The organism is Pedobacter sp. UBA5917 (assembly GCF_002432345.1).
Lineage (GTDB): Bacteria > Bacteroidota > Bacteroidia > Sphingobacteriales > Sphingobacteriaceae > Pedobacter.
In genome coordinates this window covers 1-19183 of the sequence record NZ_DJDT01000180.1, presented here as the reverse complement: position 1 = coordinate 19183, position 19183 = coordinate 1, and the positions used below count along the sequence as shown (strand labels likewise).

17 protein-coding genes are annotated in these 19183 nt (G+C 37.9%); 9 read left to right on the top strand and 8 right to left on the bottom strand.

Features of this window, described 5'->3' with window-relative positions; all coding sequences use genetic code 11:
- Positions 1-709 precede the first annotated feature (709 nt).
- A complete protein-coding gene (locus tag B2V92_RS11840) occupies positions 710-1981 on the top strand; it encodes a hypothetical protein (RefSeq protein ID WP_293308129.1) in 1272 nt (423 codons plus the stop codon).
- 172 nt (positions 1982-2153) lie between these two features.
- Here the strand turns inward: B2V92_RS11840 and B2V92_RS11835 are convergent, their stop codons facing one another.
- Positions 2154-2645, bottom strand: coding sequence for a DUF1772 domain-containing protein (locus B2V92_RS11835; protein WP_293308127.1), 492 nt, complete (start codon positions 2643-2645; stop codon positions 2154-2156).
- Between the two features lie 101 nt (positions 2646-2746).
- Positions 2747-3394, bottom strand: a complete 648-nt coding sequence (locus B2V92_RS11830) for a hypothetical protein (protein ID WP_293308125.1) — start codon at positions 3392-3394, stop codon at positions 2747-2749.
- 825 nt (positions 3395-4219) lie between these two features.
- Between B2V92_RS11830 and B2V92_RS11825 the strand changes: the two genes are divergently transcribed.
- Positions 4220-4945: a LytR/AlgR family response regulator transcription factor gene (locus B2V92_RS11825; protein WP_293308123.1), complete on the top strand. Its 726-nt coding sequence runs from the start codon at positions 4220-4222 to the stop codon at positions 4943-4945.
- A gap of 241 nt (positions 4946-5186) precedes the next feature.
- A complete protein-coding gene (locus tag B2V92_RS11820; RefSeq protein ID WP_293308121.1) occupies positions 5187-6329 on the top strand; it encodes a sensor histidine kinase in 1143 nt (380 codons plus the stop codon).
- 4 nt (positions 6330-6333) lie between these two features.
- On the opposite strand, the gene B2V92_RS11815 is transcribed toward B2V92_RS11820, so the two are convergent.
- Together B2V92_RS11815 and B2V92_RS11810 are read right to left on the bottom strand one after the other, a co-directional pair.
- Positions 6334-6801 carry a hypothetical protein gene (locus B2V92_RS11815; RefSeq protein ID WP_293308119.1) on the bottom strand — a complete coding sequence of 156 codons (468 nt, stop codon included), beginning with the start codon at positions 6799-6801 and terminating at the stop codon, positions 6334-6336.
- 13 nt (positions 6802-6814) lie between these two features.
- Positions 6815-7195: a LytR/AlgR family response regulator transcription factor gene (locus tag B2V92_RS11810; protein WP_293308117.1), complete on the bottom strand. Its 381-nt coding sequence runs from the start codon at positions 7193-7195 to the stop codon at positions 6815-6817.
- 439 nt (positions 7196-7634) lie between these two features.
- Between B2V92_RS11810 and B2V92_RS11805 the strand changes: the two genes are divergently transcribed.
- Positions 7635-8318, top strand: a complete 684-nt coding sequence (locus tag B2V92_RS11805) for a hypothetical protein (protein WP_293308115.1) — start codon at positions 7635-7637, stop codon at positions 8316-8318.
- 10 nt (positions 8319-8328) lie between these two features.
- Positions 8329-9060, top strand: coding sequence for a hypothetical protein (locus B2V92_RS11800; protein ID WP_293308113.1), 732 nt, complete (start codon positions 8329-8331; stop codon positions 9058-9060).
- Positions 9061-9131: 71 nt separating this feature from the next.
- Here the strand turns inward: B2V92_RS11800 and B2V92_RS11795 are convergent, their stop codons facing one another.
- The gene (locus B2V92_RS11795; protein WP_293308111.1) at positions 9132-9593 is read right to left on the bottom strand and encodes a PA2169 family four-helix-bundle protein; all 462 of its coding nucleotides are present in this window, start codon (positions 9591-9593) and stop codon (positions 9132-9134) included.
- Between the two features lie 907 nt (positions 9594-10500).
- Here B2V92_RS11795 and B2V92_RS11790 point away from each other — a divergent pair.
- On the top strand, positions 10501-10887 hold the full coding sequence (locus tag B2V92_RS11790; RefSeq protein ID WP_293308109.1) for a DoxX family protein: 387 nt from the start codon (positions 10501-10503) through the stop codon (positions 10885-10887).
- 430 nt (positions 10888-11317) lie between these two features.
- Here B2V92_RS11790 and B2V92_RS11785 read toward each other — a convergent pair whose 3' ends face one another.
- Positions 11318-11698, bottom strand: coding sequence for a winged helix-turn-helix transcriptional regulator (locus B2V92_RS11785; protein ID WP_293308107.1), 381 nt, complete (start codon positions 11696-11698; stop codon positions 11318-11320).
- Between the two features lie 81 nt (positions 11699-11779).
- Between B2V92_RS11785 and B2V92_RS11780 the strand changes: the two genes are divergently transcribed.
- Positions 11780-12526, top strand: a complete 747-nt coding sequence (locus B2V92_RS11780) for an SDR family oxidoreductase (protein WP_293308105.1) — start codon at positions 11780-11782, stop codon at positions 12524-12526.
- A 343-nt stretch (positions 12527-12869) separates the two neighbouring features.
- Here B2V92_RS11780 and B2V92_RS11775 read toward each other — a convergent pair whose 3' ends face one another.
- The gene (locus B2V92_RS11775) at positions 12870-13556 is read right to left on the bottom strand and encodes a DUF2461 domain-containing protein (protein WP_293308103.1); all 687 of its coding nucleotides are present in this window, start codon (positions 13554-13556) and stop codon (positions 12870-12872) included.
- 709 nt (positions 13557-14265) lie between these two features.
- Positions 14266-15096 carry a trans-aconitate 2-methyltransferase gene (gene tam, locus B2V92_RS11770; protein ID WP_293308101.1) on the bottom strand — a complete coding sequence of 277 codons (831 nt, stop codon included), beginning with the start codon at positions 15094-15096 and terminating at the stop codon, positions 14266-14268.
- A gap of 103 nt (positions 15097-15199) precedes the next feature.
- Between tam and map the strand changes: the two genes are divergently transcribed.
- Both map and B2V92_RS11760 read left to right on the top strand, forming a co-directional pair.
- Positions 15200-16000 (top strand): type I methionyl aminopeptidase, encoded by an 801-nt coding sequence (map, locus tag B2V92_RS11765; RefSeq protein ID WP_293308099.1) that lies wholly within the window; start codon positions 15200-15202, stop codon positions 15998-16000.
- Positions 16001-16354: 354 nt separating this feature from the next.
- Positions 16355-18997 carry a TonB-dependent receptor gene (locus tag B2V92_RS11760; protein WP_293308097.1) on the top strand — a complete coding sequence of 881 codons (2643 nt, stop codon included), beginning with the start codon at positions 16355-16357 and terminating at the stop codon, positions 18995-18997.
- Positions 18998-19183: the final 186 nt, after the last annotated feature.

The following is a 19183-nucleotide window of genomic DNA, read 5'->3' as shown; positions in this document are numbered from 1 at the left end:
CGAAGGATCTCTCATTTGCTTCCCGCTGATTACACAGAATACACAGATACAGGATCCATTTAGCCACGGAGGCACGGATTAACACGGAATACTCAAAGCCACAGTTCTGCTCACATTTTCCTCACTTGTCATCCTGAGCGTAGTCGAAGGATCTTTCATTTGTCTCCCGCTGATTACACAGAAAAAGCCGCAGATGCGGGTTATTTTAGCCACGGTGGCACGGATTTAAACGAAATAGTCAAAGCCACCGTTCTGCTCACATTTTCCTCACTTGTCATCCTGAGCGTAGTCGAAGGATCTCTCATTTGCTTCCCGCTGATTACGCAGAAAAGTCCGCAGATGCGGGTTAATTTAGCCACGGAGACACGGATTTACACGGAATATTCAAAGCCATGCCTCATCCAACCCACCGTCATCTCGACCGTAGCGGAGAGATCCGCGAGGCAAGATTACCTAACACCTCAACATCTGCTTAATCTGCGCTTTTTATCTTTTTAAATCTGCGGGAACCTTTAGCATTTTTTCCCCGCTGATCACGCAGAAAAAGCCGCAGATGTAAAGCTTAACCGCATTGTTCATTTATGAACGAAAAGCGTTCACTTACGGACATATATTTGCCTTATTTTTTAGAAAAAACCGTGTAGAGCACATCTAATAGCGATATCCGCTCTTGGCACAGTGTTGGTCATTACGGAGATAAAACACAAAAATGAAGAAGCTATTATTATTTGCGCTTATGGCGAGCACCATACTCTCCCAGAATATTGATGCCTGTACCGTAATTTCGTATGCATTAAAAGGTGAGGTATATGCAGCGGCCAACGAGGATGATTATATGGGGTTTGCCCGGGTATGGTTCAATCCAAAAACTGCCGATCGGTATGGCTCGGTTTGTTTCGGACTACCAGACATGCAGGCACAGGCAGCCATAAACGAACATGGGTTATTTTATGATTTTACCGCGCAAAATATAGATCCTAACCAGTTTCATTTTAAAAATGTCTTTTCAGGAGACCTGTTTTTCGAAATTCTCGGAAAATGTAAAACAGTACCGGAAGCAATGGTTTATTTGGATAAGTACGATTATACGGCAAGTGCTCAGATATTAATTGCCGATGCACTTGGAAATTCAATCATCATTAATGCAGGCACAAAACTAGCCAAATCAGGCGCTTATCAGATTAACACCAACTTCGATATCAGCAAACTCAAAACCAAAAGCTATTTGTGCAGAAGATATGATATTTCGGACGAAGCCTTGAGAAAAGCAACTGTTTTAAACGTTCCTCTTTTTCGTGACGTTTTAAACCGCACACGTCAGGAAGGAAAATTATCAACCATTTACTCCAACATTTACGATCTTAAACGGAAAATAATTACGGTATACAATTTTCACGATTTTGAACATCCTTGGGTAATCGATTTAAAAAAAGAACTGGCCAAAGGTTACCGTTTGGAGAAATTAAGCAATAGATTTCCGACCAGTTTTGCTTACGAACAGTTTTTGATGAGCGATAAAGCCATGTACCGCAAAGAAGCGATTCTGGACGAGATCAATACAAAAGGATTACAACCTACCCTGAACAATTATTTCGATCTGGGTAGAAACACAGAAAAAAAAGACAGTACGCTTAACAGCATATTACTGGAAGTAGGCATTCAACTGGTTAAAGAAAGTTATAACCAGTATGCCAATGGCGGACTTTGGGAATATTGGTTCGAAATGCCAGGAGGCTTTAAAATAGAAAACATCAACGATAAGCGTATACGCGCCGCGGGAGAAATTTTTAATTATTTAAAAACGGAAAAAGGAATAGATAACAAACTGCAGCACTTTATTTTCGAACTAAGCGCTTATGTTAACTTAGTACAGGGCGATCGCAATAGAGCAAAAGAATATTATAGTATAGCATCAGCCAGTAGTACAGACACCTGGCCCATCTCTTTTAACCGGTCGAAAAAAATGCTGGCGATTTTATAAGCTGAACAATCGGTTAGCAGGAATAATGAACAAAAAAGGATACCATCAACTACCGAAAACTTTATACATTAGTTACCGAGAGCGTTAATAGATTCGGAGTCTGGACAATTGTTCAGCTCCGTTTCCAAAATCACGCGAAAAATTTACCCAAAGCATCCGGAAAACAACTTTATCAGGCATTTCTACTCAATATTGCGGCATAAGCCGTAAGCATAATGCAGATAAACGAAGCGATTGTTCTGATTCTGTGATAAAAGTTCCAGCCAGGTTCAAATTTATTACGCAATGCCGTTAATTCTTCTGTGTTTAACTTAGTTAAATCGCTGCCATCCAATAAATCATTAAGCGGTACATTGCCGATAACGGTTACCAAAAAAACACCACCAAAATACAATAGTGCGGCTACAAGGAGCAAATAAAGAACGGTAGACTGTTCTTTAAAAAACCAAACACTTATTGGCAATAATATCAGTGTTCCCATAAAAGAAGCAAAGAACAAAGGGTTTAAAATAGCCCTGTTGATAGATTGCATGGATTGTAGAAAAGAAACATCGGACAGCCGCGCAAGCCCCGGGATTACCGAGCATGAATAAGCATAAAATAAACCACCGATCAAGGCTGTAGATACCGTGCTTAACAAGAGGATAATATTTTTAAAAGTCATAAATTGTTATTTAGATAATCTGCATAGTACGAATTTATGAAAATCTTGGTCATGGTCAACATCTTAAAAAGTAAAACCGCTCCCTATATAATGGCCAATAACTAGTCTATCCTATTAATTGTGATAACATAACTACCATTAGTATTACCGATCGCTCCAAAGGTTGACATTCTGAACAGCATAATCTGCCCAGCAGTGAGCTTAATCAGCTCGCTTTTTGTTACAGATACCAGCGTAAAATTAAAACCGGCCCTTGGTGGATTAATACATCCCATATCATAAGCTCCATATTGTGGGGGAGTTGGCCCATTGCCTGCATAAACTAATACCAATCCACCGTAAAATACTGTAGATTGTGTATAACGTGTAGTAAAAGATACCTGATAAAGTCCGGTTTGGGCAGCTGTAAAAGTATGCCCGCTAAATTCATTCAAATTATCGAATGTTTCGGTAGGTGCTTCTGTCACATCATTAAAATATGGCGTGTTATCGGCTGCGAGCGTGATGTTACCAGTTATCCTTACCGCACTGATGTTATCAGGGTTGCGTATTTTTAGAACTCCACTCGCATCTGTTACTATTGTTCCGCTCGTGGAGGTTGCATTGCTTAATCCTTCTAAACGGATTGGGTCTGATGTTGCCTTAACATGTAATTTGTTGGTGGGGCTAGTTGTACCAATGCCTGAGTTTTGCGCCAATACCATATTTGATATTAGTGCAAAAACCACGAGAATTATCAATTTTTTCATGATTCTGCGTTATATTAGGTTAGTAGATAGCATTAAATACGTTATCAGTATTATTAATGAATATCTATAGATACAAATCTATGATGAAAAAAAATACAAAAAATAACAAATCGGCAGACAACCTTAAAAACTCCATGATATAGCATTTTAGCTCCATGAATATTAAAGTCGTTACCGTTTCCGGAACATTTTGTCAACTTTATTAAGTGCAGAAAATATAGGGGCAAAATAACGCAGTAATACTTATTGTTTTACTTCAGAATAATTAAGATCTGGGGATAAAATTGCTAAATATCCAAATCTAAAATGAGAGCGTCATTTTAGATAGGAAAGAGATTTAATTTAAATATAGATTTGATAGGTAGATGTAGATATGAGCGTATTTATGTAATACTTCAACAAAGGTTACCATAAACTTTAAACAGTTTTTTATTTTAACCTGATACGAATATCGAACATAGAAAACGATAAACGAATCAGGTTACACATATCGGTACATTTTCGTTATAAATGGTTCTAATTGCAGGATAGCTGCCGGTTCCGCAGAGATTATATTAAACGTTTAACCATAAAAATAGAGCTTTTCGCCACCTTGGATGCTCTTTTTATCATCTTAACCCCAAAAAAGTGGATATACCTGAATGGTTTGTTTATTGATTAACTACTATAAATCAACCATTTATTTATTCATGTATGTTTCATAATACACATTTTTACATTATTTTAACCGAAGAATTTCAAAAATTGAAACAATTGCGTACAAACCGTGCTAATTTCGTTACGAAAAGGTGTAATTTCGTTATGCACGCAAAAGAAGATTAGGAGATGATAAAATGTATAGCCATAGATGATCAGCAGAGTTCGATAGTTGGACTGGAGAAATACATTGAGGATACCCCAAATATGAGGTTGGTTGCGAGTTATACCAATCCGCTTACGGCTTTGATGGAACTGAAGAAGCTTGAATCGGTTGATGTAATTTTCATGGATGTAGAAATGCCGCAGATTTCGGGGCTCGAACTTGCAAAGGCAGTGCGTTCTAAAACCAGGAAACTCATATTTACAACATCCCACCAGGAATATGCTTTTGAAGCATTTGAGGCTGATGCCGACGCTTATTTGTTGAAACCTTATGGATATGCAAAATTTGCCCTTACTTTAAACAGGCTTTTCGGCGAAGAACTGGAAAGCGGCGATGAAGAGACGTTTTTTTTGGTAAAAAATAAATCGGAAGAGCATAAAGCCGTGCTGGTACGTTACGCTGATATTATAGCTTTTGAGAGCTTTCATAACTACATCAAAATCCATACAAAGGAAAAGATAATTATCGCTTACCTGAGTTTAAAGGACGTAAAGGAGCAGTTAAGCATCAAAAAAGGATTTATACAGTTACATAGGGCGTATATTATTGCAATTGAACATATACAGCATATAGATGGCAGTAGGATTACACTCTCCAACCAGACCAGTTTTACGGTTGGGGATATTTACAATAACGATTTCCGTGATTTTATTACGGATAAACTGATTATCAGCAGCCGCAAAAAATAACGGCTGCCAATTTAATTTTAAACGCTTATTAATCCTGATGTGGATGTTGCGCTTGAGGTTGTACAATTGGGATCGGATGTTGAAGAATCCAATTGTTTATTGTAATTTTTCATTGTTTTTTTGAATGTAAAAAGCGTTCTTTTACTTAATCTTCTAATTTTCATCATTTATTTTTTTTAGAAAATTAGAAGCAGATTTATATTGTAATATTACGGGTTACATACATAGCAGAATTATCGTTATGAATAGATTTAAATGGGATGATATTTTAATTAAAAATTGGCTTTTCCGTTACAGGATACATTTCATTGTGTGGACTTGCTTTATATTTTGGGAAAGTATCCTTACAGGTTTGATATTTGGCGAATTTGGAAAACTAGGCAACTATGTAATCCATTATATCGTTAATATTTCATTATTCTATATACATGTTTGGTTACTAGAAAAAGTAACGGTGTTTCCAAAACAGGCAGCATGGAAAATCCCTATGATTGTAATCTTAGAACTTGCTGTTTATTGCTATGGGGTATGGAGCATGGATATGCTGCTAATAAAATACACTGATTTAATACCGCGTGGCTTTATACCTACCATTACCAGGATGTTCAGGTTATTGTGGAGATCATCGTTCTTTTTACTCTTTTCAACAGGTTATTTCTTTTTAAAAATCTATCTAAGCGAAAAAGCAGAAAAAGAACGTATTGAAAAGCAGCGTTTCCAAATGTTACTGGATAAAGAAAGAATGGATAAAGAACTGGTGATGTCTAAAAATGCCTTTTTAAAAGCGCAGATCAATCCGCATTTATTATTTAACACTTTTGAGTTTATCCATCAAAAAATCAGACAACATTCGCCCGAAGATGCAGAGGTAATGGTTTACCTATCGGATATGATGCGTTTTGCCGCTACTACCGAACATCACGAAGGTTATGTAAAACTGAACGAAGAAATTACACAGTGCCAAAATCTGATCAAACTGTATCAGCTTACACAGGGCAAGGTTTATATCGAGCTGGCTTTTTCGCCCGATGTGTTGGGCATCAAAATCATTCCATTGGTACTACTCACCATTTTGGAGAATATATTTAAACATGGAAATGTTTTTGACCCGGATAACAAGGCTACTATTGATGTTTTTATGGATGGTGAACTGCTGAGGATAGAAAGCAGAAATTTACCGGCAGTGGTGAGAAGTAAGGTAGGATTTGGTTCGGGATTGGATAATATCAGGACCCGACTGGAATACAGTTATGGAAAACATGCCGAAATGAAAGCCTGCCTGGATGAAGAAGGTTTTTATACATTAAGCATTGCCATTGAAGAAAAAGGTTTAGCCGCTGCATTTCCTGATCAGTTACAGGAAATGGTATATTTGGCTAAATAACCGCTTATACAAAACGATCGATAGCGGGCGATTTGGTTACCTCGTAAAAGGTGGAGGTATTAAAAGATGAAACTTTAAATACAATTTCTTCTTCCCTTTTGGCCAGGGCATGTATGCCAGGGGTAAATCTTTCCCTAAATCTTTTAATACAGGCATTTGCATGGCAAATGATTTCGTAGTGGTTTTTGCTTTTTACAATTACTTCCATTACATAATCGGGCCATTGCTTCATAATCAGGTGCGGTAGCCAACTAAACTGTTGATTTTTAACCATTAGCCCGATTTCCTCAATTGCTACGTCAGGAATCCCCTCTCCTACAATCTGCAACCATTTGCCGTCAACTTCATCAACAATGCCCAAAACATCGATGCCAGATAGCACCAACCATGGATCTTCCATGCTGGCCTGGATGAGCTGAAAGGATTGATCCTCAAAAAAGTTATGCTGAAAATGGTAAGTAAGCTCGATCATATTTATTGGGATATCAGTTATTTATGGGCAGGTTATTAAGCTTCATTAATGTTTGGATGGTATTGGCAAAACGTTTCATCGAAATCGGTTTTCCGAGGTAACATTCAAAATTGGGATCTATTGTTCTCACATCGTGTTCTAGATTGGAAGAAGCATAAATTACAAATCTTGCCTTATCCTTCAATTTTTTAGATAGTTCGGTTCCCTCCATTCCATCCATGTCAATATCTAAAAACAGAAAATCTATTTTATCGCCTTTGCCAATTATGTTTAATGCATCGATGGGATTATTGAAAGTGCTGGATACTTTTAGGAAATCAATTTCACCAATATAATCGTTCAGCGCATCAATGGCATGTTGCTCATCATCAACTATCGAACAGTTGTAATACATATTTGTAGATTAAAGTAGACTATACAAATCTTGCTAAAATCTGCGGCATATCCAATAGCTGGAGAAAAAAAAGGTAAAAGTACGGTAGCATCTGTATTTAAAATGTGAACACCGCTTTATAATAAAGCTGTATTAGCCTGCATTTTGGCAGAAAAAATAAGTAAAAGCCTGTAATCAGCTTTTTTAAAATTTATTAGAAAAAAGAATATAAAAACGAGATTTTTCAGATTATGGCCAAAAGGAATCGCAGAATTTATCGGCTTTAATAGGGTAACAGAATTGCTAAAATCTGTTCAAACTATGCCTGCTTAAACTATTCATCCTGTTCATATTAAATAAAATAAAACTTTATCACAAAAATTGCGTTAGCTAATAACATCTACATTAAGCGCTATAAAAGAAGTCAGAACAGATTTTACAAACCTTTAAACCGCTTATTATGTATTTTCCCCGATCTATTTTATTATTATTCCTGTTATTGCTCTATTATAATGTAAATGCCCAAAACGGCAACCAGCCTCCATCCCTTCTCGATCAAAAATCGGTTTTACTTAATGTGGGTACACAAGGTGTAGGTGCTGAATTTGCTTATGGTGTTTTACCAGAGCTTGCATTAAGGGGCGGATTGAATTTTATTCCTTTTAAAGCCCATAATGTTTTTAAAATTTCCGGATTTAATTCTACTTCAAATTTATCGGCCAATTTTTATAATGTACATGCGCTGGCCGACTACACACCTATTAAAACTGCATCTTGGTTTAGACTGGTTGGTGGTTTTGCCTATTTTTTCAAAGCAAAAGGAGATATCCGGGTAATCCCATCTGATGATTATAAATATGGCGACCTGGTGCTAACAGAAGATCAGATCGGTTATGTAGATTTAAAGGTAAACTGGAAAGGTTTAGCGCCTTATCTGGGGCTGGCTTTTGCACACATCTTCCCACGGAATAAATTTAATGTAAATTTTGATCTGGGTACCTATTACCTAAGCAAACCAAAAGCAGACATTATCGGAACAGGCTTATTGGAAGGAAATTCATCGCAAACACCACAGTTCCAATCCAACATTAAGGATTACCGGTGGTTACCTATTGTTCAAGTAAATTTCAGTTACCGGTTATAACCCCAAAATTATGGAAACACTAAGAAAAATACAGTTGCTATTGGTTATGTTAACCATTGCTGCATGTAAAAAACCGACCGAAAATATTAAAATCGTAATTGATACGGATGTGATTAAATATACCGCCTTGATTAATGTTACTGATGGGCAAAACGGAAGTGCTGCACCTGCCGGCACAACCATTGCCATTACGGGCGCTGCTGCAAACGACATTTATGAATTATCGGGTAAAAAGGATATCAAATTAAGTTCAGGCATTGTAACCATTGGCCTTAAGCCAACTGTTGCGCCAGCGGTCAATGAACCAATTACCATTAATGCTGAAATTAATGCTCCGGGCTATAACAAAGAAACGAGGCAGGTTACTTTCAGGACAGAAACTAAACAACAGGTAGTAAACATACAGTTAACCAGAACCGGCTCTACTGCCCCTCCTATAGTTACACCACCGCCACCTGTATTTAATAATGTATCGTTAACTTTTACCGGCCGTTGTCCCAACAGAACAGATATTGAAGTTAGACCAAGTGTTTATGTATATTTCAAAAAATCAGGCAGTAACGCAGCTTTTCAATATCTGGGGTATATGGATAAAGGCAATATTAGCACAAACTTGTTGCAACAGGGCGAAACTTATGATTTCCAGATTGTTTATGGAGCTGAAACCTATAAAGTAAGTCAGAGAATAGATCAGACAAGTTACAATTTGACCCTGGATATGCCTGCAGCCTGCAATTTTTAGGTTATGGTACGGTAGTAAATAATAAGCCGTCCCGATGTAAAATCGGGACGGCTTTATTATTTTATTAATTTTTATAAAGCGGCCTGGGCATCTCTTAATGCTTTAATGGCATCATGACCTGCATTTATACCATCCTGCTGTTTCAAAAGTACAGTTCTGATCTCTTCGCCAAGCTCATTTTCCTGAAGTGCATCACGATATGCTTTTTTAATGGCATCTTCACCGCGTTCGCATTCGGCCAGAATACTATGCCTATCATCACCACCAAAGTTAGCTTTAATATCAATCCAGGCCCTGTGCAAACTTCCTAAAATAGTATTGCCGGTATCAGGATTTTCGCCGTTTCTTCCAACCAATCCGGCAAGTTCGGTCACATTTGCCCTGCTATCTGAAGAAAATTTATCGAAAGTTGCTTTTAAATCAATGTTTTCGTCTTTTAAATCTGCACTGGCTTTATCAAAGCCGTCTGCCCTGTCGTTGTTAATCTGAATCAGGTCGTTTAATACCTCAACTGTTTTTTCTTGATTTTCCATAATATATAGTAGATAATTTAGAATAAGAACAGTATCTGGAGCAGAATAGTTTAGATTATTTTACAACTTAAAGGAAAAAATTGTGTTTATAAAAAGGTTTAAAAAGAGAAAGCCCCATATTACTATGAGGCTATATATGAAGTTTTATAAGCATCCACCGATAAAACTAACCAAACAAACTATACATTAAACGCAAGAGGTTTTAAATTGTTTTAAAAAAAATGATTTTATTATTAATAAGAAAAAACTCCTGCGATAAGCGTTGGGCGACTGGCGTTTCAATTAACGAATTTACATCTAATCTAATTACCAATGACTAAATCACAATGATCAAAATCTAGCGATCGGTTTATTAACCATTAAGAAATTAAGGGCATTAAGCGTAAAGTTGCTATTTGGTTATTGATTTCCATCATCCATCTTACCTCTTCCATTTTCCATATTTTCACCATTAAGAAATTAAGGGCATTAAGAGTAAAATTGCTATTTGGTTATTGATTTCCATCATCCATCTTACCTCTTCCGTTTTCCATCTTTTTCACCATTAAGGAATTAAGGGCATTAAGAGTAAAGTTGCTTTGGAATTGATGGTCAGTTAATCCCTGAGCGTAGTCGAAGGGTAAACAATTAACAAATTTACATCTAATTACCAATGATCAAATTATCAATGATCAAATTACAATGATCAAAATCTAGCGATCGATTTAGCAATGCAGCAATTAACCAATTAACCAGTAAAAATGGTTAACTAAATAATAGGCAGTTTGCGCAACCAATGAACAAATGACCAATGAACAAATAAACCACCCTACCGTCTATCTCACCTTTTAATTTGTCTACTTCACCCCTTTTCAACTGGTTTTGTTGCTGCGCCCAACGCACTTTTGTTGTATAAAACATAAACATTATGACACAGAAAACAACAAAAACACTTTATTGGATCGGCGTAGCATTAACTTCTCTATGGTTTGGTACCAGCGGCGTTTGCGAATTAACAAAAAGCCCTATTGTTTGGGATATTACCCTAAAATTAGGTTATCCGGCTTACTTTATTTATGTATTGGGTGTAGCAAAATTAGCAGGGATTATTGTACTCGTTACTCCTAACAGATTATTGAGATTGAAAGAATGGGTATTTGCGGGGATCTTTTTTGATATCATCTTCGCCTTTTGTTCGAAAATAGCCGTTTTAGGACCTTTAGATGCATTGGATGCAGTTGTAGCGTTTTGCATCGTAGCAACAACGTATAGCATGTTCCGCAAGTTGTATGCGGTTAGTTACAGTGTTAGTTAAAAGCTGTATTAAATACAAAATACTGACCATTAATAAGTTAAGAACATTAAGATTAAAGTAACTTTTGAAGTTATTGTCAATTAACTATTCTCATTCAATTATCAATGATCAAATCACAATGTTCAAAATCTAGTGACAGGTTTAGCAATTCAGCAATTAACCATTTCACCATTAAGGAATTAAGGGCATTAAGATTAAAGTTGCTTTGGAATTGATGGTCAGTTAACTATTCTCATTCAATTATCAATGATCAAATCACAATGTTCAAAATCTAGCGACCGTTTAACAATGCAGCAATTTAGCAATTAATCATTTCACCATAACGATGTTCAAAATCTAGCAACCGATTTGGCAATGGAGCAATCCAACAATTTAGCAATTTATACAATGAACAAATGACCAATGAACCAGTGAACAAATGACTAATAAACTAACCTCCTGTTTTCAACTTTTGCCGGTGCTGTTTGCCCCATTTGATCATTTCGAGAATGATATCGCCGAAAGATCTGCAATAATCGGTTGAAGTATATTCGATAGTAACGGGCGTATCATCTATTACAGTTCTTTTGATCAATTGATTGGCGGTCATTTCTTTTAATTCTTTCGAGAGCATCCTTGTGGTAATACCGGGGATGCTTCTTTCTATATCCCTGAATCGTTTATTGCCATTACAGATGGAATTGATGATGGGAAGTTTCCATTTGCCACCAAGTACATAAAGGGTATCCTGCAAAGCCTGAATTTCTTCCTGCTGGTTACGTGGGTTTGACAGTACTTCGGCTGCCATCTGATTTCTTTTTTCTTGCTCCATAACTGGTATACTCTGTTATACTACTTACAAAAGTATACCAATATAGCGATACTTTTGCATCCATAAAACATAATTTTTATCATGAATAATTTAAATGGAAAAAAAGCGCTGGTAACCGGCGGAAATAGCGGCATTGGTTATGCCACCGCAAAAGAATTAAAAGCGCAGGGCGCTGACGTAATTATTACCGGAAGAAGGAAAGATGCAATAGAAAAGGCTGCACAGGAATTGGGCGTTATAGGTTTTGTGGCAGATCAGAGTGAGATTACTGCAATTGAAGGCCTGGCCGGTGAGGTAGAAAAAACCTTTGGAAAAATCGACATCCTGTTTATTAATGCGGGTGTGGTAGAACAGAGCAGTATTGCAGATGCAACCGAAAAAGTCTTTGATACCATTATCGGTATTAATTTTAAAGGTGCTTACTTTACCCTGAGCAAGTTTATCCCTTTGTTAAATGATGGCGGCTCTGTTGTATTCCTATCATCAAATACAGCAAGTATGGATTTCCCAAGCAGTTCAATCTATTCTTCCGGTAAAGCTGCATTGAATTCGGTTATGCGTATTGCTGCACTAGAATTGGCACCACGTAAAATAAGGGTAAATAGTGTGAGTCCGGGGCCTACGGCGACAGAGATTATGAATAAAAAAGGCCTTAACGAAGAACAGTTAGCCGGACTTAATGAGTGGATGATTGACCGTATTCCGCTTAAAAAGATTGGAAAATCGGAAGATGTGGCAAAAATGGTTGCTTTCTTCTGTGGAGATGCAGCTACTTTTATAACAGGTGCAGAAATTTTGATGGATGGCGGGATGAGTCTTAAGGGTTAGTTTTTAGTCCAAAGTCCTTAGTCTAAAGTCTTTAGTTAGGTTTACCATTAAGAATAAACTTGTTTTGAATTTGTTGTCAATTAACCGATTAACCAGTTTAAACAGTTAACCATTTCACTATTAAGAAATTAAGGGCATTAAGAACTAGAATCATATAATATTGCTTCGTTGACGCGGTATCGGCGAAGCAATATTTAGTTTGGGTTGGGAGTCAGTTATTCAATTGCCAATGATCAAATCACAATGTTCCAAATCTAGCGATCGATGTAACCATCCAACAGTTTAACAATGTTACCATTTACACAGTTAACCAATTTCAACGATTAACCGATTAACCAATAAGTTATTCTCCGTTTGCATCACTACTCAACACACTGCTCATATAGTCGAAAAAAGGTCTCATGTTCCTGAAAGCCTTCCCCATTTGCTGCACGAAATTATCGCTTAACAGCGCTTCATCATCAAATTTTTTGACTAACAAAAACTGTTTAAAACGCAAAAGATCAATATCGGGATGTTCGGCTTCGAAACCTTTTGGCGTAGTTTTAAGTTGTTCGCCTTTTAATTGCCCAAAAGAGGAAATAAAATCTTGGCTTTTTAAAATATCACGCAGCGGTTGCGCATCGAGGGCTATATCATCCCTGATCAGTTTAAGATCGGCGGGAGAAGGCCCCCAAAAGCCGCCACCAACAAAAGTATTTCCTTTTTCGATATGGAAATAATAACCTCCGCGCCTACTTTTACCAGCACGTTTAAAACTTCCGCTCCAATGCGTTTTATAAGGTGTTTTATCATTCGAGAAACGGGTATCACGATAAATACGGTACAGGCTTTTTTTACCGGATGGCGTTTCGATTACATCATGGAGGTTTAATTCTGTTAGCAATGTCGAGGCGAAGTTTTCTATATTGGCCTGCTCCGCGAGAAATTCTGTTTTGCGTTCGTTAAACCATTCGCGGTTATTGTTCTTTTTTAATTTTTCTAAAAAATCGATGTTGGAACGCTGTATTTTTATAGTAGATGCTGGCATTTAATTGTCGGTATTTGTTTTCAAATATAATGGTAGAAGAAAAGATATTTTCCATTGGAGCGTAATAATTCTTGTTTTCAATCATCCATCGTAACTCATCCATTTTACATCTTTTTCACCATTAAGGAATTAAGGACATTAAGATTTTAATAAAGTTCATAAAACGGTCGATATTGATCATTGAAAATTGGGTATTCTTTTCCATCATCCATTTTACCTCTTCCATTTTACACCTTTTTCACCATTAAGGAATTAAGGAGATTAAGATTTTAGCAAGGTTCTTAAAACGGTCGATATTGATCATTGAAAATTGGGTATTCTTTTCCATCATCCATCTTATCTCATCCATTTTCCATCTTTTTCACCATTAAGGAATTAAGGATATTAAGATTTTAATAAGGTCCATAAAACGGTCGATATTGATCATTGAAAATTGGGTATTCTTTTCCATCATCCATCTTACCTCTTCCATTTTACACCTTTTTCACCATTAAGGAATTAAGGACATTAAGATTTTAATAAAGTTCATAAAACGGTCGATATTGATCATTGAAAATTGCAAATTGGTTGTGGTTTTCCATCATCCATCTTACCTCATCCATCTTCAAAGATCCTTCTACTACGCTCAGGATGACATAATGGAGTGGAGGACTCGAGACTTTGTTTAACATTCCAACTTTCAAACATTTAACCTTCCAACTTTTAGCATCTACTTCACCGCTACAATAAACAACCTCGGAAATGGCAGTAGAACGGTTCCATCATCGAATATGTGGTATGCTTTTGAAAGTTCTTCTTCGTATTTATCTAAAAACGAGAGTTGTTTATTTTCATTTAAGGCATTGAGGTATGGCCTCAAACCCGTTCCCTTAAGCCATTCTATAATAGCCTTGGCACCTCCCTGCAGGGGATGAAAATAAGTTGTACGCCAAATATCGATTGTGGTAACTTTATCGCGTAAATTCGCATAATACCAATCGGCACCTTCACGGGCTACCCGTTTAGTGGCATTAAGTAACTTATCTTTCCATTGATCTTCGCAGGCAACTGTCCGCATTAAACGGTGTGTGGGTTCTTCAAAATTATCAGGCATCTGTACGGCTAGAACCCCACCTTTGTTCAATTTTTGGATCAGTTTCGGGAACAGATCAACATGATCAGGCACCCATTGAAGCGCAGCATTGGCAAATATTAAATCATAGGTTTCAGTATCCTGCCATTGGGTGATATCTACTACATCAAATTGAATATTAGGCAATCGTTTTTTTGCTGCCTGTATCATATCTGCAGAGCTATCTATGCCAGAAACATGGGCATTTGGGAACCTGGCTTTTAATAACTCAGTAGAGTTACCCGGTCCACAGCCGATATCTATTGCTTTGCTTATGGTATTAGCAGGTATATGGTTAAGGAGATCGGTTACAGGACGGTTTCGTTCGTTTTCGAATTTGGTGTATTGGCCGGCCGACCAGGTATCGGTTTTATTGGTATCCATGTTTTTCTTATTAAGGTTATCTGTAAAGTACAAAAGATGTTCCATATTAGGGTTAACTGGTTAATTGTTTAAATCGGTTAACTGTAATCGCAACATTACAACCTTTCAACATTAAACACGACGAAGAAATTTTCTTAAATTTGCAGCAATGATTTTATACAAAACTAACGAAGAAGTAGAACTGATGCAGATCAGTGCGCTACTGGTAAGTGATACACTGGCAGAGGTGGCCAAAATGATTAAACCCGGTATTACCACATTACAGATTGATAAACTGGCAAATGAGTATATCCTTGATCATGGTGCGGTACCCTCTTTTTACAACTATAATGATTTCCCTTTCCATATTATTACCTCGGTAAACGATGTGGTGGTACATGGTTTTCCCAGCGACTACGAACTGGTTGATGGCGATATCATATCTGTTGATGTAGGTACCATTAAAAATGGTTTCCATGGCGACCACGCCTATACTTTTATCATTGGTGAAGTATCACCTGAAATATTAAAACTCGTTAAAACCACTAAAGATTCACTTTTTGTTGGAATTAAAGAAGCAGTTGTAGGCAAACGTCTGGGCGATATTGGCTATGCCATCCAAAACTATAACGAAAAAGAAGGCTATGGTGTGGTGAGGGATCTGGTAGGTCATGGTTTGGGCCGCGATATGCACGAAGATCCGCAGGTACCTAATTACGGTAGAAAAGGTACGGGCATGTTGCTAAAAGAAAACCTGGTAATGGCTATTGAACCGATGATCAATATGGGTAAAAAAGAAGTGTTTTTAGATGACGATGGCTGGACGATCAGAACTGTAGATGGAAGTCCGTCGGTACATTTTGAGCATGATGTATGCGTTAAAAAAGGCGAAGCATTAATTCTCTCCAACTACGCACCGATTGAGGCTGCAGAGAAAAAGAATATCAATCTTAATACTTCCTATTACTAAAGATAAAGGAGCCGTGATGAAAGTTGCGGCTTTTTTGTTTTTTACCACGGAGAACAACAAAGATTACAAATACGCTCAGGATGACAACTTTATAAACGGCTATTAAATAAGACCCTGAAATAAATTCAGGGTGACGTATAGAAGAACATTAAGGTTTTATCCGTGGTTCTTAAAGTTATTGAAAATTGATCATTGGTTATTTCCTTCCCTCATCCGTTTTCCATCTTACATTTTTCCATCATCCATTCCCATACTACATTACCTCTACTCTATCCTCCTCATCCGTAACATGTTGATTACGCTCCACGTGATTAGCCTGGCGCTCCGTATTTTTACGGCACACACAAATAATTCATGAGGATTCTAACTAAATTAATCTCAGCATTACTGCTTTTTGCAGCTTTTTCGACAAGTAGTTACGCGCAAAATTACACCGTAAAAGGTATTGTTCTGGATACCGCGGGGCTTCCGTTGCCTGGCGCCGTAGTACGTATTAAATCGGGCACCGACAGCGTTGGTACTTCGGCCAATCCCGATGGAACATTTATTCTGAGCAAAATAAAATATAAACAATTCACCTTATCGGCTGGTTTTATCGGTTACGATACTTTTAGCAAACAATACCTTATTGATAAGGGCGCTATGCTCAACATTACCGATATTAAGCTTAAACCTTCTTCAAATACACTGGAGGGTGTGGTTATTTCGGGTGTTCCGCCAGTAAAAGTAACGGAGGATACCGTAAGTTTTAATGCCAAGGCTTTCCCCGTTAGAGATGGAGATGCTGTGGATGAAGTGCTTAAAAGGTTACCCGGTATTAAGGTAGATAAGGATGGTAATGTAACCAGTCAGGGGGCGCCGGTAACCAAAATCCGTGTTAACGGAAAAGATTTTTTTGGTACCGACGTAGCCACAGCTATTAAAAACCTGCCTGCCGATATTATTAAGAATCTTCAATTTATTGATGATTATGGTGATCAGGCTAAATTAACAGGCATTAAAACGGGTGAGCCCGAAAAGGTATTGAACCTTACCATCGAAGAAGACAAGAAAAAAGGATATTTCGCACGTGCATCTGCAGGCGTAGGTAATTCAGACCGTTACAACACCAGTATCAGGGGAAATAGCATGAAGGGCGAACAGCAGATTTCTTTTGACGGAACATCGGCAAATGCCAACATGCGCGGTGGTGGTGGCGACGGCATCAATACCAGAAATGGCTTAGGGCTGAATTACAAAAACGAGTTCAGCACCAAACTTTCGGCTGACGCTGCTTATAATTTCAATAATAATAAGAACAATACCATCAGCTCAACCTATACCCAGAGTGTTTTACAGGATGCAAGCCAGAACCCGATAAACCGGCTTGAAAATGCAGGTAACAATAGCAAAAGCAACAACAACAGCCATTGGTTTGGCGGTAACCTGGAGTATAAAATCGATACGATGAATTACCTGAAGATTTCGCCAAATTTCTCTTACAGTAACAATAGCGGAAACAGTGCCGGTGCTTCGGATATCACCCAGGATACGCTTTCTACACATAGGGAAAGTACCAATTTTAACACTTCAAATAACATTAACGCACGTACCAATTTCTTTTTTAACCACAAATTTGAGAAGAAAGGACGTAATATTACTTCATGGGGAAGCATTAGTTATACCAGTGGCGAAAATTACAGGGATGTGAACAACGAATATATCAATACGCACAGTAATAAGGTCGATTCGGTTTTACAGAATCAGCTAAACAACCAGAATAACCGTAATTTTGGGCTCAATGCAGGCGTTTCGTACATGGAACCGATCTGGAAAAAGACTTTTCTGGAAGTAAATTATAACTGGAACCGATCGGCCACCAACAATTCGCGTGATGTTTATGATGTGGTGGGTGGAAATGAGGCGTTTAACCCTAACCTCAGCAACATTTACGATTACCAGTTTATTACCAATAAAGTAGGCTTAAATTACCGTTATATTGGCGAAAAACTGAACTATACGCTTGGAATTAACGCACAACCGGCCATATTACGCGGCGAAAACCTGAGTAATAATATCCAAACAGTTAACCGCACGTTCAACCTCATTCCTTCGGGCCGTTTTTCTTATAAATTTTCGAATCAGGAATCTTTCGACATCAACTATTGGGGTAGGAACAATCAACCCAGCTTTTTGCAGTTGCAACCCATATTGGATAATTCGAACCTGCAGAACCAAATTATCGGAAACCCAGACTTAAAACCGGAATTTATCCAAAGTATTAATGCTCACTATAAACAGGCCGATTGGAGCGCCGGGAAAGTAATTCAGGCCAATTTTAAATACGAGCGCACAAACGATAAGATTGTAAGTACCAAACAGCCTATTGATAACTCGGTTAACCAGCGTACGAGTTACATTAATGCCGATGGTTATTATACCTTACAGGGTGACTATAATATCAGCAAACCTTTATCTTCTGAGCGTAAATTTACCATTGGTTATTCAGGATCCGGTCAGTTAAACAATAACATTACCTTCACCGATAACAGCCGGATCGAAGCAAAGAACATATCATGGCGCCAGGAACTTGAATTTAGGGTTGATTTAAAAGATATTGTAAACCTGCAACTGGAAACTTCCTATTCGCAAAACCTCACCAATTACTCGAGCGATAGCTTTGCCGACCGCCAGTCGAACCGTTTCGAATGTGGTATAGAGGGCCGTAATTACTTTTTTAAAGATTTAACTTTTGGTTACGACTTTACCAAACAGATCAATTCAGGATTTGATAATGGCGCGGTGCGTAATCCAACCCTCCTGCGTTTATCAATGGAATACAAATTTATGAAAAATGATATGGCTGCACTGCGTGTGGAGGGTTTCGACCTTTTCGACCAGAATTCGGGCATTTCGAGAGATGTATTCGACAACGTGATCGTAGATAGACAGGTAAACCGCTTGGGCAGGTATTTTATGTTATCGCTGATTTACAGGGTGCGTAAGTTCGGGGGGTAAAGCGGAGGGCGTTGAGCGGAGAGCAAAGGGCGGTAAGCGGAGAGCGTTGGGCGGAGAGCGTTGAGCGTTGAGCGGAGAGCATAGACAGAGTTAAAAAAGTAGCGTCATCTCGACCGGAACGCAGTGAAGCGGAGAGATCTATCTCGAGACAGATTTCTCGACTTCGTTGCACTCCGCTCGAAATGA

Bases quoted from the DNA above. Each gene is read 5' to 3' on its own strand.
- B2V92_RS11775 (WP_293308103.1), bottom strand. From the start codon at position 13,556: ATGCCAGCATCTACTATAAAAATACAGCGTTCCAACATCGATTTTTTA.
- B2V92_RS11835 (WP_293308127.1), bottom strand. From the start codon at position 2,645: ATGACTTTTAAAAATATTATCCTCTTGTTAAGCACGGTATCTACAGCC.
- B2V92_RS11815 (WP_293308119.1), bottom strand. From the start codon at position 6,801: ATGATCGAGCTTACTTACCATTTTCAGCATAACTTTTTTGAGGATCAA.
- B2V92_RS11805 (WP_293308115.1), top strand. From the start codon at position 7,635: ATGTATTTTCCCCGATCTATTTTATTATTATTCCTGTTATTGCTCTAT.
- B2V92_RS11820 (WP_293308121.1), top strand. From the start codon at position 5,187: ATGAATAGATTTAAATGGGATGATATTTTAATTAAAAATTGGCTTTTC.
- B2V92_RS11830 (WP_293308125.1), bottom strand. From the start codon at position 3,394: ATGAAAAAATTGATAATTCTCGTGGTTTTTGCACTAATATCAAATATG.
- B2V92_RS11780 (WP_293308105.1), top strand. From the start codon at position 11,780: ATGAATAATTTAAATGGAAAAAAAGCGCTGGTAACCGGCGGAAATAGC.
- map (WP_293308099.1), top strand. From the start codon at position 15,200: ATGATTTTATACAAAACTAACGAAGAAGTAGAACTGATGCAGATCAGT.
- B2V92_RS11810 (WP_293308117.1), bottom strand. From the start codon at position 7,195: ATGTATTACAACTGTTCGATAGTTGATGATGAGCAACATGCCATTGAT.
- B2V92_RS11790 (WP_293308109.1), top strand. From the start codon at position 10,501: ATGACACAGAAAACAACAAAAACACTTTATTGGATCGGCGTAGCATTA.
- B2V92_RS11785 (WP_293308107.1), bottom strand. From the start codon at position 11,698: ATGGAGCAAGAAAAAAGAAATCAGATGGCAGCCGAAGTACTGTCAAAC.
- tam (WP_293308101.1), bottom strand. From the start codon at position 15,096: ATGGAACATCTTTTGTACTTTACAGATAACCTTAATAAGAAAAACATG.
- B2V92_RS11840 (WP_293308129.1), top strand. From the start codon at position 710: ATGAAGAAGCTATTATTATTTGCGCTTATGGCGAGCACCATACTCTCC.
- B2V92_RS11760 (WP_293308097.1), top strand. From the start codon at position 16,355: ATGAGGATTCTAACTAAATTAATCTCAGCATTACTGCTTTTTGCAGCT.
- B2V92_RS11800 (WP_293308113.1), top strand. From the start codon at position 8,329: ATGGAAACACTAAGAAAAATACAGTTGCTATTGGTTATGTTAACCATT.
- B2V92_RS11795 (WP_293308111.1), bottom strand. From the start codon at position 9,593: ATGGAAAATCAAGAAAAAACAGTTGAGGTATTAAACGACCTGATTCAG.
- B2V92_RS11825 (WP_293308123.1), top strand. From the start codon at position 4,220: ATGATAAAATGTATAGCCATAGATGATCAGCAGAGTTCGATAGTTGGA.